Genomic DNA, 14,424 nt, shown 5'->3' with positions numbered 1-14,424 from the left:
GACGGCAGCTACGTCGAAATCCGACAGCCATTTTCCGCCCGAGCCCGCGATCCTTGTTTTTATCGCGGAGCGATCAACGACTATCCGTCAGTGATTATTCCGATCGTTTCTATGCAAACAGTTCTTTGATTTCGCGAACTCCAAAATCGACCAGCGGAAACGGGCGTCCGGCAGGTCCCGGTAACTCTGCATGCAGTTCGAGTCCCAAGCTTTTAAAAATCGTTGCAATGATTTCGCCCGGATTCGCCGGGCGATCCGCCGGCACCGCTCCCATCGGGTCACTCGCCCCGATCGCGCGGCCTCCCTTTACACCGCCACCGGCGAACGTGCACGAGAAACATTGAGGCCAATGATCACGTCCGCCTGCGGGATTCACTTTGGGTGTGCGGCCGAACTCTGCCAATCCGCATACCATCGTGTCCTCGAGCATTCCACGCTGAGCCAAATCGGCGATCAATGCCGAGTAGGCTTGGTCGTACATCGGGGCGACGATGTTCTTCATCCCCTCGATCGTCGTGAACGGCTTGCTGCCGTGGATGTCCCAAGTGACTTCGTTGAACACGGTTAAGAAGGTGTTGATGGTCACGAAACGGACTCCGGCTTCGATCAACCGTCGTGACAGCAAGCAGCATTGTCCAAAGCGATTCATTCCATAGCGTTCGCGGACGGCCGTCGTTTCTTGAGTCAAATCGAATGCCTCGCGAGCTTGCGGGCTGCTCATCAGCCGATATGCCGACTCAAAGTTTTTGTCCATCATCTTGGCCGACTCGGACGCTTCGAGCTGCTTCATCCGTCCTTCGATGGCATCTCGCATTCTGCGGCGTCGATCAATTCGCACATCGCCCAGAGTCGAAGGCGGCAACAAATCGGGGACTTTGAAATTCGCTTGACTGGGGTCGGCCATCAGTGCAAACGGATCAAACGACTTCCCCAGAAATCCACCGGCTTGTCCGTTGGGCAAATTGCCGCCGCCACGCCCCATTGTTTCAGGCAACACCACGTGTGCGGGCAAATCTGTCCGGCGGCCTTGCATGTACTGGACCACCGCTCCAGCGTGCGGATAGTTCACTCCGCCGCTGAATTGACGCCCCGTCTGCATCATCTGCCAACCTGCGTCGTGCACCGCCGCCGAGGTGTGGTAACAAGACCGTACGATCGAGAACTTGTCCGCGACCTCGGCGTGCATGGGCAGAATCTCGGAAAGCTGAAAGTCACCCCTAGTTGAAATCGGTTTGAACGGACCTCGCACTTCGGCGGGGGCCTCGGGTTTCATGTCGAAGGTATCAAGTTGGCTGGGAGCACCAAGATTGAAAATCATGATGCAGCTGCGTTTGTCTTTACTGGGATCCACTGCCCCCATTTCTTGTGCTGCTAGCCACTGGGGTAAACCCAATCCGATCGCCCCCAGCGTGCCGACCTGCAGAAAGTCGCGACGCGAAGTGCCGTCACAGGTATGAGCGATACCACGCGAGGTTAGGTTTAACATGAGGTCGGGATGTGGGGAGGGGATGTCGGGGTAGGGAATGCTCGTTGCCGCACCGCCCTAAAATCCCTGATTAGGTCCACGGTGGATAACGTTAGGGATGGGGGCGCGGACGCGTAACGACCCTTATTGTAGCTTCAATGGTCGCGTGACTGCAAAGTGCTTTTAGGACCATCGGAAGAATAACTGACGGCGTCTTCCGTAGTGGACGAGGCAACGAGTCCTTTTTGGCTCAGTGAAGCTGCAGGACTCGTAGCCTCGTCCACTACCGCCCGCCATTTCTTGTACCGAACGTCCTTAACGCCAGTGGTGCCAAAGAGTGCAAATCGCCCGCTTCTTCACCTTCGTTTTTAAACGATGTCCCCCCAAAAAAAACGTCACCCCAGGGGGTGACGTTCATGGAATCAGGCCCATGCGGGCTGTTTCGATTTACTTCGTTGAAGTGGGAGTCGCAGAGAAACTAGGCCACTTCCCAGCCTTTGCGATACTCTTTCGAGATGTACTGGTCCGCTTCGGGGCAGTTGGTGGCCTTCAATGCGGCGGCGTCCCAATCGAGCTGCTTGCCAGTGCGGTAGGCGACGTTGCCCAGCAGTACGGACTCGGTCAGTGCGCCCGAGTAATCAAAGTTGCAGAGCGTTGGCGAACCGTCTTTGCAGGCCTTGATCCACTCGGCATGGTGACCGATCGAATCAGGAATCGTTTTCGCAGGAGGGGTGAAGTCCGAGAACTTGTCTTGCGGGAACAACTTGTAGTTCGAGTAGTTGGCGTACATGCTGCCGTTACTGCCCACAAACATCACGCCGCTGCCGGGAACGCGTTCGCCAGCAACTTCCTTCGGAGTCAGGTTGCCGTCGTACCAAGTCAGGTCAACACCGGGCATATCGCCTCGGGCAGGGAACTTGTAATTGACTTTCAAACCGAGTGGACAGGTTTCCGGATGAACCTCAGGTCCTTCGGCTTCGCACGACGTTGGGTGACGCAGGTTCAGTGCCCAGAATGGTAAATCCATGTAGTGACAACCCATGTCACCGAGGGTTCCTTGTCCAAAGTCCCACCAACGACGCCACTGGGCGGGGTGATAACGACCGGCGGCGTAAGGACGCTCGGGAGCACCACCAAGCCAAAGATTCCAATCTAAATTCGCAGGAGGCGTTTGGCCTGCTTCGGGACGTTCACCGCCGCCCCAGCCTTTGCCGACCCAGACGTGGACTTCTTTGATGTCACCGAGCACGCCGGCTTGGACGATCTCAACGACGCGGCGGTAGTTGGGTTCGGCATGGATTTGCGTACCCATCTGAGTTGCCACGCCTTTGGCCTTGGCCGCTTCGGCGATCACACGAGCTTCGTGGATGGTATGTGTCAACGGTTTTTCGCAATAGCAATGAAGCCCAGCGTTGATCGCACGAATCGCAGCGGGAGCGTGATGATGGTCGGTCGTTCCGATCACGATCCCGTCCGCCTTGTCGGCTTCGTTTGCGATCATCTCGCGATAGTCGGCATACAGCTTGGCATCTTTGAAACTTGTTGCTGCACGGTCGAGATAGTTCTTGTCGACATCACACAAACCGACAATGTCTTGACTCTTGACGCCATCAATGTCAGCGGCGGCGCGGTTGGCGGTTCCGACACAAAGCAGTTTCAGCTTGCTGTTGGCCGAGGTTGATTCCGCTGCGGGCAATTCGCTGAAAACGCCCGCTGCAAGGATGCCTGCACTGGTCGTCTGCAGAAAGCGACGACGGTTTGCGGACGCGGTAGGCGACGGTTTTCGAGGCGCAGGGGGGGTAGCCGGTTTCTTCATTTCAAAAAATCCTAAGTGGTGGTGGGCTGAAATGGTGGGATGCTGAAGCTGGACATTCAAGCAAGATACTTGATGCGGATCTCTAATTCCACACTATTGTATCGCCAAACTTGATCGCAATGTTGGTTCACTAAAGAATGAAAGTTCGCCGAAATAACTGCCAATTCGCTGTAATTCGTCGCCTCCCACACCCCCGAGCCCAACAGGCAAACCGTCGCCAAGTCAATAGACTTCCCGATGTCGTGCCCTTCCGCGGATGGCTAAGGGAGTGAAGCTTGCTCTCATCAGACGAGCGAGGGCTACGGATTCAACTTAGCGGCAGCAAGCTCCAAATCACTTCCTGATGATTGCTGAGGTGACTAGCACGGAACGCCCCCTTTGAAGGTTGGCCGTGGTGGGCGAGGCAACGAATCCTGCCATTCGTCAGCTCAATGGGACTCGTTGCCTCGTCCACTACCCTAAAACTCAATAAGGAAAGCCCGCTGTTTCGACTGTCCCAATTTTTCGATTTCAGCGTATTTGTGAGCCGACGGCGCTAGCCGCGGGCCTCATTTTGCTAACGTTTTACCGAGCGTCAGCCCGACGCTAGCGCGTTCGGCTCACAAAATGGGACAGCCGAACTAGCGGGCTGTTGATTGTAAATCGTAGTCGTGAGCCGTGGGCCGTAAGGCACCGGGTAATGCGTTAAACCCGGCCGCTCACGCGTCACGGCTCACTGAATCACCAGCCCGCTAGCCCCGGAATGCCCCCTCTGTTTGTAGATTGGCGTTCCTCATTCGGGTACGATTTGGAGGTGAAACCTTAATTCTCTGCTTCTCTGAATGGTGTGGTCATAGGCTATGAAACATCCGCTATCTCGTGCCCTTGTCGCATTTGCCTCCATCGCCGCCGTTTTTCTCTCGCTGTCTGGATTTGCCCAAGACAGCCCCGGGAAACCAGCGACAGAAGTCTCGGCGGATTCCAAGAAAAAAAACACGCCGCTTGAATACACCGCGACGGAATCGCCCCTTTTCTACAACATCCAAATGAAAGCGGATTACGGTGCCTCGTCGGGGAAGATGGAGATGGAAGGAATCCTCGTCTATGAGCTAAAAAGGAGCGATAGCGGCGCGGTGTCCATCAACTGCGAATGCCAATGGAAACGCAATTCAGCCTACCGCGGGCCGCAAAGTGATCGCGTTTTCCGACTCTCATCGCGGTTAGTGGCCGGACGGGTTGCTGCCTGCGAAATCGACAACCGGGGTAAACCGATCAAGGTCTCGCGGCCTAGTTGGATCTTCGGGTTGCCGATTGATCTCGGACGAATCGCGTTTCCGCAATTAAGCGAAAATGAAACGTGGGAAGTTACCGAACCTGTCTCGCTGGTCCAGAGCCCCAACTTCTACAACCACCTGCAACTGATTGCGGTGTCGCCTGAGATTAAGGATCCATTTCGAGTCAATCGCATTCGCCCGAAACAGGATGACACGCCAGAGAAGGTGGCACTCGCCCAGATGAAGCGGCAGTGGGTCGACAAGGACGCTCCACTTCCGACTTTCCGAGAATCTTATTCGATCGACGGCAGCGGGCTGAGTCCGGAAATCCAAGTCACGGGAGATCGCGAAGTAGCGTTCGCGAGGGAGCGTGGGTCGGTGGACGAGGTCAAACTTTCACTTCGTATTATTTGGAAGGAACCCAACCACGAGATTACCGTGCCTTGTTCGTTGCAACTGACTCGATTGCCCGAAGACGAAATCGTGGCATACAGGCAAGCGAAAGAAAAAGCGGCGTTGGAACAGCAGAAACGACTCGCGGAGCACGCCGCGATGCAGAAGACGGTGCCCGACGTGACGGAGCGAGACCGCGTGATCGCGACGCTAAAGACAGCGGACAAAGAGGTCTTTGATCTGATGGTCAGCAAACTGTATGGCGAAAAGGTTGCTGACGATCCCGAGATGGCCCGCGTGCTGTACGATCAGTTCTTTGAGCGAGAACGGTTGCCGTACCACACGGTCAATGTGATCACGAGCCTCGACCCCACGTTAGAAAAGTCGGCGACGATCGCGGCGAAATATGCGACCTCGTACAGTTCGTTTGATATCAGTTTGACGGGCGATTTGATTGACGAAGAGACGCCGCTACAGCGAAAGCAGATCGTTTGCTTTCCCGACAACAGTCGTTACAAACCAGCGCACTTTTACGGTGCCGTCGAAGATGTGTTGGTGCTGGAAACACGTGATCGCGAACCCAAACTGATCGCGGTCAAACGGGCGGTGTGTCGACTGCCCGCTCCGGCAATGATCGACCCCAACGCGGCGCCAAACGAGTGAACGCTAGGCTGGTTTCCAGGCTGATGCCTGGCAACCCAATGAATTGCAGGCTCCCGCCTGCCGAGCGAGAAAAAACGAGGCGGGAGCCTCAAAAACAGTGCGTTCCCAGGCAGGAGCCCATCGCCGTGAACGATTTTCAGGCTGGAAATCACAGCATTTCCGTTTCGTAGCTACGCTCGCCAGAGCGTGGATTGTTAGCGTTCAATGCGAATCACCACCTTCTGGCGAAGGTAGCTACCAGAAAATTGTTCACGGCGTTGGGCAGGAGCCTGGGAACGAGGAGTTTTTGCTGGCGATTAGCGATAAGTGTCCAATTTGCACTACATCTTAACACTTGAATCTCATCTACATTTCCCTAGGACGACGGTTATGCTTGCTCTTCTCCGACTGAGTGTGTTTGTCACAGTAGCCTGGTCCTTGTCCATGCCTGCACTTGTTGCTGCGGATGCCGCGCGGCCAAACATTTTGATCGTGACGGTGGACGACATGAGTGCCGATTCGCTTGGCGTGTTCGGCTGCAAACTACCCGACACCTCGCCGAGTATCGATGCGTTCGCAAAAACAGCGTTGCGGTTCCAGCACGCTCATGTGTTGGTGGGGAATTGCATGCCAGGCCGAAACATCATGTGGTCCGGCCTTTATTCACACGTCAATGGCGTTGAAGGATTTCGGCAAAACAAGTCACCGAGCTATCCGGTGTTATGCGATTTGGCCAAAGAAGCCGGTTACTTTGCCGGCATCCGTGGCAAAGTCACTCACTCGACTCCGTACAACCCTTATGCCTGGGACGCGGTTCTTGATACGGACGCCAACGGTAAAAAGTATCACATCAAAGATGTGGCCAGCTACGGCAAGTCGACTGCGGATGGAATTCGGATGGCAGAGCAAGCGAATAAACCGTTTTGCTTGATGGTCAACATTTCCGATCCTCACAAACCTTTTTACTCGGGACCACGTGATCCGCATCAGCCTTCGCGAACGTTCTCTGCCGACGAGGTTCCGATCCCTGGATTCTTGTTTGATGATCCGCTGGTGCGAGAGGAACTCGCTAGCTACTACTCGTCCGTCCGTCGTGCCGACGATTGTTTTCGCGAAATCATGTCGGCGCTGGACGACTTGGGCAAAGCCGACACGACGTTGGTGATGTTTTTGTCGGACCACGGCATGCCGCTGCCCTTTGCAAAAACGCAACTCTATTACCACAGCACGCACACGCCGCTGATGGTCCGTTGGCCCAATGTCACTCGAGCCAATTCGATCGATGCGAGTCACATGGTTTCGGCGGTCGATTTCTTGCCGACGCTCTTGGATGTGATGCAGCACGAACATCCCACGCCTGACATTTTGCACGGACGTTCCTTTGCACCGCTGCTGCGTGGCGAGACACAAAAGAATCGCGACTTTGTCATTTTGCAGTACAACGAAAACGCCGGAGGGAACCGCCATCCAATGCGAGGCATCCAGACTCGCGAGTACCTGTACTTGTTCAATCCGTGGAGCGACGGCAAGCGAAAATTTGCCACCGCGACCACTGGCACTGCGACGTATCGCCAAATGGTCAAACGGGCCAACAAAGAATCGGTCATCTCTGCCCGCCTGGATTTGTTCGACCATCGAGTGCTCGAAGAACTGTACGACGTGCAGAACGATCCTGATTGCTTGGTCAATTTGGTCGACAGCCCTACCATGCAACCGACCCTGCAGTCGTTGCGAAACCAATTAACCTCGTCACTAAATCAGATGGATGATCCTGTTGCGGTGGTATTGCAATCGCACACAGACGCCTCGATTCGAGACGCTTTTATGGCGAAGGAAGACAAACTGAAAAATCAATCGCGAAGCAAGCGGAAAACGCCAAGAGTTAAACCTGCGAAACAGGAATAGGTGAACCGAAATTTTGTTGCAATGATTCGTCTTCGGCTCAAGCCACTCACCGATCATCCGTTGGCTTCAGTGTCGCTCCGCAGTGAGGGCAAAAGGCACTCGGAGCTTGGATTGCGACATCACAACTCGGACAATTCAGTGACGGTTGTGAATACGTCGGTTTCGCGTTTTCATTAATCTTTTTGATGTAGAACACGATACCAATGACAAGTACGAGCGGCAGGACGAGAATGCCAATGATCAGCATGATGATGACGATTTCTGCGACACCGGGCATTCCAAATGAATTCATTAAAAAGTTCCTCGCAGCACGAATGGGCTAGTTTACTGGCCTTGGTTTTACCATGGTTGATCGGAACTTACGCGGTAAAACAATCGGTGGATCGACCTGCCTAGTAAGTAGGCAGGAATCATTGGCTGAAATCCCGTTACCCGTTTGGGCGCTAGCCACGGTTCAGCGCCGGAACCGTGGCTAGCGCCAAAACGGCCAATTTACTGGAAGACTCCTGCCTAACTGCTTATCGGCGATTCAGCGAATGGACATCTGTGCAAGGCGAACGCTGTTCCGCAGTCGCATTTCCGAAGTTGCTTGGCTTAGCGCTTCAGTGGGACCAATCAAACTGCACAGCGGCTGCCCCTTGGAAACGGACGTAGCATCATGAGGAATATCATAACACTGGATGCCGTTGATTTCCGCATGCGAGAGTGCCGCGCGATCAAACTTTCCTGTTTGCCGTGCGAAGACAACTTTCTTTAAAAACGGGTTTGCAACCTCATCGCTTTCCGAGAGTCGCATTTTAAGCTCCGCAAGCGAAGGGGAATTCCATTCGCGACTGGTGTTAGGGAATTGGATCCTGCATGCCGACCCAATCAACGACTCACGCGATCCAAGCACATTTCGGCGAATCAGATCTCGCTCGATCAGTTCACTTGACGCGGTCCAGCGAGGGTTGATTTCGAGCAACCAAAGATATTTGTGAGCGTCGATGATCACATCGATGCCGAACAATCCCGCCAATGCTGTCTTCGTGACAAGCGTGTCGCCAAGCTCGCGAAGTGTTTCGGTCTGTTTTTCCGACAGAAATACGGGACCATACGACCCGCCGTGCACGAATGGGTAGGGAGGCTTTCTTGTATGCAGTGAACGGCATACTCCGAGCATCACCGATTCCTTTCCATCACTGAGGTAGGACACGCCGAACCGCTTGCCTGCGACCCAACGTTGATAAAAAATCGAGTCGGAATCCGACTGCAACTGGGCGTGTGACTTATTGGTAACCCAGCGGACGTGAACTCCACCGCTGCTGGAAAAGTCTTTACAGAGCCACCGCTCGCCTCGTGACATGGCTCGTGACTTCGTTCGCTGGGCGATGTCGCGAGTCGATTCTTCTGTTGCCCGCAATGTGGCTGGGAAATGGATTCCAATCGCAGTTGCCAGCTCAACCAAAAATGGGAGTGCCTTCAGATTGCGGGTAAGCAACGAACGGGCGTGGGGTAGTGGACAGACGTCCCCGGAGAATCCACCGACAAAAAGGATCGGAGGGGGGACGGGTGGCGAGGTGAATTGAGAGAGGAATCGCGTTGCCTGCGTTTCAATCTTTTTCGCAAGATCATCCTGGTCGCGAATCAGCACAAATTGATCACAGGCGGCTTGGCAATCGCTATCTCCGAACAAATCGAATCCGATGACGCTGAATCCTGCCCGGGTTGCCGACTGGGCTGCCGCTCGCACGCTAGCCCCGACAAGCGTTACGGTCGGTCGCGAGTTGCAGTTATTCAACGGTGTCGTTCCGCACGAGTGAATGGGGGGAGTGGCCCGAAATGGATGGATCTGGTACCGTTCTTGTTGCTTTGGAGGCCCACGTCGGATTGATACTGGCGTCCCAAACCAACAATTGCAACACAATGTGTCTTTCCTCAACCCTACAACTTCCCAGCGGAGTCCCCGTCCATGCAGTTTAACATTGGTGAAGCTTTAGTCGGCGACGGCAACGAAATCGCCCACATCGACTTGATGATTGGCAGCAAAAACGGTCCTGTTGGAGCCGCATTTGCTAACGCATTGTCGAATCAAAGCGAAGGCCACACCAACCTTCTTGCCGTCCTTGAGCCAAACGTCGCCGTGAAGCCATCCACTGTGATGATCACCAAAGTGACGATCAAGGGCATGAAGCAAGCGGTACAAATGTTCGGTCCTGCACAAGCCGCTGTTGCCAAAGCGGTTGCTGACGCAGTGGGCGAAGGCATCATTCCTAAGGATCAAGCGGAAGAACTCGTTTGCGTTTGCGGTGTATTCATCCATCCTCACGCCGAAGACGACGAAAAGATCTACAACTACAACTACGAAGCGACCAAGGAAGCACTGATCGCAGCTATGGGCGGAAAGCCGACTGTCGACGAAATGCTTGCGAAAAAGGATTCGGCAGCGCACCCTTTCAAGGGATTCTAGGTCCCGCTGAGTACACAAGTTCGCTCCCAGACGATCTGCGTCTGGTGGGCAATTCGCGTACAATGACGCTTCTCGTTTCCCAGCGAATCGAGAAGTTTTTTTATGGCTCCACCGTTTATGTCGCACGCAAGATTTGACGCTTGGGAACGCCAATGCAGTTTGGTATGATCTTGGTGACGGCTTCGTAATCGGAGGCAGGAGTGCCAAGAGTACGAAGGGCCTTCACTTGTTTCTGTGCCGTGCCGCCACAAGTCCATAATTCGAGAATAGTTCAATGCTCAAACAGCAAAAAAAATTGATCCTGGACGAGGCCCAGCGGGAATCGATGCGGCGTGCTGGTCGCGTCAACGCCCGTTTGATGGACTTCATTCGTCCTCACGTCGTCGCCGGCGTCACAACCCAGAGCATCGACGATCTTGTGGCCCAGTGGACGCGAGACCACGGACATACCCCCGCGACACTCGGCTATCAGAACTATCCGAAAAGTTGCTGTATCAGTGTCAACGAGGTGATTTGCCACGGCATTCCTGGACCTTACGAACTTCAACCGGGCGACATCGTTAATGTCGATATCACCACGATTGTCGACGGATGGCATGGTGACCAAAGCGAAACGTTCTTGATTGACGAAGTCAGCGAAGAACGCCGCAGTGTGACCCAGTGTGCATTTGATTGCCTGTATTTGGCGATCGAAGCCCTGACGCCGGGTTGCCGCGTCAGCGAAATTGGCGAGACGATTGTACCCGAGGCACATCAACGTGGATTCACCGTCGTGCGTGAGTATGTCGGGCACGGACTCGGTCGCCAGTTCCATCTTGATCCCTCGATTCCTCACTACCCGAATCGCGAAAGCCGCAGCGACCGACTCTTTCCCGGTATGTGCTTCACCGTGGAACCGATGATCAACGCGGGCACTCGCTACACCCGTTGCGACAAACAAGACGGCTGGACCGTGCGGACCAAAGACGGGATGGCGTCGGCTCAGTTTGAACACACGCTGCTGATGACCGAAGAAGGCCCCGAGATTTTGACGCTGACCGAAAATGGTCCGCGCCGTGGTCACGAATTCTAGTGCAGCACTTGCGGCGGCTACCGTGTCCCCCGCCATCATGCCTGGGCCTAGCCCTGGACTGCTAAACCTTTGGTGTTGTCGTCGGAGTTGGACGTAAATTTTTCTTACTGCCAATACTACAGTTACCTCTCCCCTAACGAAGTTGGTTGTGCGGCTTTTTATTTCGTTGTGAATCGAGTCCCTTGACGTGCTTCACCTCCCCGAAACTTGTTTTGGGGAGGTCAGAACGAGCGGAGCAAGTTCTGGGTGGGGCATCGAAGTGTTAGAGATGACAACTTGCAAGCTCAACGTCACCAGCCCGAGAGCGGAAAACTCGCTGAAGGCTCCTATTCCGACCCTAGTATATGATCATTGTGGTGTTTCGACCGGTTTTCGCGTCGATTCGCTGTGATGACCTTTGCGCAGTCGCTCTGCGGAAAAGTCGCTGACTCACAGATCCTATCCGACCCTTCTCGGCCCCAGGCTAGAGCGATTGGGAGCTTGATCGTGAGTCAGTTCTTTTACCCGAACGGTCGCTAGGTCGGCGTCATGCCAGACCGCATTTACTAGGCAGGGACTGTTAAGATGAGCAACGAATCTACTACAAACACTCGACACGAAACACCACTGTCGCGAACCGGTTACCAACGAGTCATCGGAGTCGATGTTGCCAAAAATAATCTCGATCTTTGTGATTCTCAAAACAAGCTTACCGGGCGAATTGATAACGACGTGAAGAGCATTCAAGCGAAATTGCTTGACCGCATTGATCCTGACAGCGCGACGTTGATTCTCTGTGAATCCACCGCCAGCTATCACCTGTTGATGACGGACATGGCTCACGACAGCTCGATTGACGTCGCCATTGTCAACCCACGGCAAGTCAGAGACTTCGCCAAGGGCCATGGATGGCTTGAGAAGACCGACACGATTGATGCAGCGATGATTTGTCGATTTGGTCAGGACGTTCCGGTCCACTTGGCAGTCAGACGCAGCGAGCAACAGAAGCATCACACCGCGATGGTTCATCGTCGGGTATCGCTTCTGAAGATGCAGGCTCAAGAACGATCGCGGTTGCTACATACCACCGACAAAGAGACTCGCAAGTTGCTAAAACAGATGCTGCGCAACATCGAAAACCAGCTAAATCGCGTTGATAAACGACTCAGCGAGATCCTCAAAGAGCTGGCAAAGCAAGAGCCCAAAGTGCAGATTTTGAAGAGCCACCCCGGCGTGGGCGAGGTCACGATCAATGTGCTTCTGACTTCGCTGCCTGAGTTGGGGCAACTCAATCGCAAAGAGATTGCGAAGTTAGTTGGCGTATCGCCGATGGCTAAGCAAAGTGGCACCAAGGATGGTAAACGAATGGTGCGTGGTGGGCGTCAATCGGTCCGCTGTGCATTGTACATGGCAGCGTTATCAGCTCGGCAGTACGACGAGCGTCTGAAAGCCTTTTACACACGTCTAAGAAAGCAAGGGAAACCGTACAAGCTGGCGATGATCGCTTGCGTACGAAAGCTTCTTTCGACACTCAATCAGATGGTTCGTAATCAAGAAACGTTTGACGCTTCAAAGTTCGCCGCGATGGTCTGATCAGTCCACCAACGAAATAACGGTTGAAGAGCCCCTTTCGCGTCGCCGTCACATTGGCCTGCGCCAGCATCTGAGGCCGATGTGACGGCGATGCGGAAGGGGCGGCCCCATTTTGCCGAGCCCGAACAAGCGTCGAGCCAGGGATCGAGCGAAGTATTTGGAAAAAACGGCAGCCGACCAACGACCGAAATCGCTCGTCGACTGCCTACGTACTCGAGCGTTGCCGCTCGGTACAAGGGTCCAAACATACACGCAGCCAGACTCCCATAGGAGCCCCCTATGTCCTTCGATGCTGCGCATCGAGGCGAAACATCGAATCAAAAATTTAGTTTTTTGATAAGCGACTATTGCCAAATCTTAACACGGTCGCTCCCGACTTCGGAGGTCGTGCAGCTTTTAAGCTGTTTGTTTTCCTAGACTTATGGCTCTTTGCTGCAGCTTATCCAGACGCAGGAGATTTTGAGCTAGGATCAACAGGCCTGTCTCGCAGCGGGCTCGCTCGATTCCGCGACCGTGAAAGCGGTCCACTCGCCGGTTCCCTTTGGCGTCGCCAAAGGAGAGTTCCACGGTTTGCCCGCGTAAACGATAAAGCGTCTTGCAAGATTCACTTGCCATCTTCTCGCGTTGAGCCTCCAGCATCTCTTCGCCTTCGATTCGCTTGATTCGTCGTGGGCCTTTACCGCTGAGACAGCGTTCGGCCAACGGACAGCCCTCACAGAACTTCGCGTCACACTGATAGGTCGATTGGTAAACGTATCGGTCGCCCATACGCATCTTTTTTTCTCGCCACAAATAGGCTAAGCGGTGACCTTGCGGGCACACATAGCAATTCAATGAGGCTTCAAAACGAAATTCTTCGCGGGGAATTTGAATTTCGCCGCTGCGTGACTTCCGCTTTGCAGCGCTACCGCTGGCCGATGGCGGTGCCAGCAGATCAATGTTCCGATCACGCGCGTCGGTAAGGTCAAGAATGCTGCAGTAGCCGCCATCGGCCAGCACCCTCTTGAGTTGGCCGCCGAATAACTTTTGCGTCTTGTCGATCATGGGGGCCAGCGTGCCCGCATCCGTTGCAGAGGCTTGACACAGATAACTAACAATCAGTCGACTGACCGGATCGACCATAAATTGAACGGTATACAACGGACGATACGTCTTGCGTTTATCGCGGCCCAGCGGCGCAATGGGGTCAGTCAAGCTGACGGTGATCTTGTCAGGATCTTTGCGTTTATCACTCGGCTTTTTAGCGTTTTCATTAATCCGTTGCTCCAGTACGATGGCGGCCGCCTCGATTCGAGAGGCCAAATCTTGTCGGCCTGACTCCGTTGGCGGCACCCATTTTGGAAGAGGATCGGTTCGGCAGTAAGTGCCGTCGATCAGTTCTTTTAAGAGTTCCTGTCGCCTCTGGAGAGTGTTGCGATTGACCATCCGATGCCGCGATGCACAGGCGGCAATCGACGTGCCATCTAGAGCCACCGTGGTCGGGTCAAGATGCCCTTGCTCGATGGCCCGTTGGGTCACGTCGTCATGAAGCCTCTCAATGACGTCGCCGATGCGATCACGAAAATCATACCAAGTTCGACGAGCCGGCGTGTATCCATGACCGAGCCATTGCATCGCTTCGTTGAGCTTGGCTTCTTCCTCCCAACTTGCAGGGCTGAGTCGTCCCTTGAGGTGCTGATAGAGAACCATCTGCAAAAGCAGAATGGGATCGTAGGGCTCCTGGCCCCTACCGCTGTACAACCGATCGACTTCGCTACGATCGAGTTGTTCGACCTGCCGGCGAACAATTCGTGCATGATCGTCCGGCGGAAGTTTGGCATCAATTTGTTTCCATCGCCAATGGCTTGCTGGCAGGGG

Annotated in this window: 10 protein-coding genes; 5 read left to right on the top strand and 5 right to left on the bottom strand. The window is 54.3% G+C overall.

Going from position 1 to position 14,424, the window contains the following annotated elements; genetic code table 11:
* Positions 1–109: 109 nt before the first annotated feature.
* Positions 110–1,486 carry a DUF1501 domain-containing protein gene (locus tag SH528x_RS23780; RefSeq protein WP_442505938.1) on the bottom strand — a complete coding sequence of 459 codons (1,377 nt, stop codon included), beginning with the start codon at positions 1,484–1,486 and terminating at the stop codon, positions 110–112.
* A 457-nt stretch (positions 1,487–1,943) separates the two neighbouring features.
* Positions 1,944–3,281 carry a Gfo/Idh/MocA family protein gene (locus tag SH528x_RS23775; protein ID WP_442505937.1) on the bottom strand — a complete coding sequence of 446 codons (1,338 nt, stop codon included), beginning with the start codon at positions 3,279–3,281 and terminating at the stop codon, positions 1,944–1,946.
* 839 nt (positions 3,282–4,120) lie between these two features.
* Between SH528x_RS23775 and SH528x_RS23770 the strand changes: the two genes are divergently transcribed.
* Positions 4,121–5,590, top strand: a complete 1,470-nt coding sequence (locus SH528x_RS23770) for a hypothetical protein (RefSeq protein ID WP_442505936.1) — start codon at positions 4,121–4,123, stop codon at positions 5,588–5,590.
* 369 nt (positions 5,591–5,959) lie between these two features.
* Positions 5,960–7,474 carry a sulfatase family protein gene (locus tag SH528x_RS23765; protein WP_442505935.1) on the top strand — a complete coding sequence of 505 codons (1,515 nt, stop codon included), beginning with the start codon at positions 5,960–5,962 and terminating at the stop codon, positions 7,472–7,474.
* A 46-nt stretch (positions 7,475–7,520) separates the two neighbouring features.
* On the opposite strand, the gene SH528x_RS23760 is transcribed toward SH528x_RS23765, so the two are convergent.
* Both SH528x_RS23760 and SH528x_RS23755 read right to left on the bottom strand, forming a co-directional pair.
* Complete coding sequence (locus SH528x_RS23760; protein WP_442505934.1) at positions 7,521–7,766, bottom strand: hypothetical protein; 246 nt, start codon at positions 7,764–7,766, stop codon at positions 7,521–7,523.
* Between the two features lie 237 nt (positions 7,767–8,003).
* Positions 8,004–9,254: an ATP-grasp domain-containing protein gene (locus SH528x_RS23755; RefSeq protein ID WP_442505933.1), complete on the bottom strand. Its 1,251-nt coding sequence runs from the start codon at positions 9,252–9,254 to the stop codon at positions 8,004–8,006.
* A 171-nt stretch (positions 9,255–9,425) separates the two neighbouring features.
* On the opposite strand from SH528x_RS23755, the gene fae reads away from it, so the two are divergent.
* The 3 genes from fae (at position 9,426) to SH528x_RS23740 (ending at position 12,567) form a co-directional block, all read left to right on the top strand.
* Positions 9,426–9,923 (top strand): formaldehyde-activating enzyme, encoded by a 498-nt coding sequence (fae, locus tag SH528x_RS23750; protein WP_442505932.1) that lies wholly within the window; start codon positions 9,426–9,428, stop codon positions 9,921–9,923.
* Between the two features lie 274 nt (positions 9,924–10,197).
* Positions 10,198–10,995 carry a type I methionyl aminopeptidase gene (gene map / locus SH528x_RS23745; RefSeq protein ID WP_442505931.1) on the top strand — a complete coding sequence of 266 codons (798 nt, stop codon included), beginning with the start codon at positions 10,198–10,200 and terminating at the stop codon, positions 10,993–10,995.
* A gap of 564 nt (positions 10,996–11,559) precedes the next feature.
* A complete protein-coding gene (locus SH528x_RS23740; RefSeq protein WP_442505930.1) occupies positions 11,560–12,567 on the top strand; it encodes an IS110 family transposase in 1,008 nt (335 codons plus the stop codon).
* Positions 12,568–12,963: 396 nt separating this feature from the next.
* Here the strand turns inward: SH528x_RS23740 and SH528x_RS23735 are convergent, their stop codons facing one another.
* Positions 12,964–14,391 (bottom strand): IS1182 family transposase, encoded by a 1,428-nt coding sequence (locus SH528x_RS23735; RefSeq protein ID WP_442512168.1) that lies wholly within the window; start codon positions 14,389–14,391, stop codon positions 12,964–12,966.
* Positions 14,392–14,424 lie beyond the last annotated feature (33 nt).

It is taken from the genome of Novipirellula methanifontis (assembly GCF_052161655.1).
In the GTDB taxonomy this organism is placed as follows: Bacteria; Planctomycetota; Planctomycetia; order Pirellulales; family Pirellulaceae; genus Novipirellula.
This window is presented reverse-complemented; position numbering and strand designations above follow the sequence as displayed.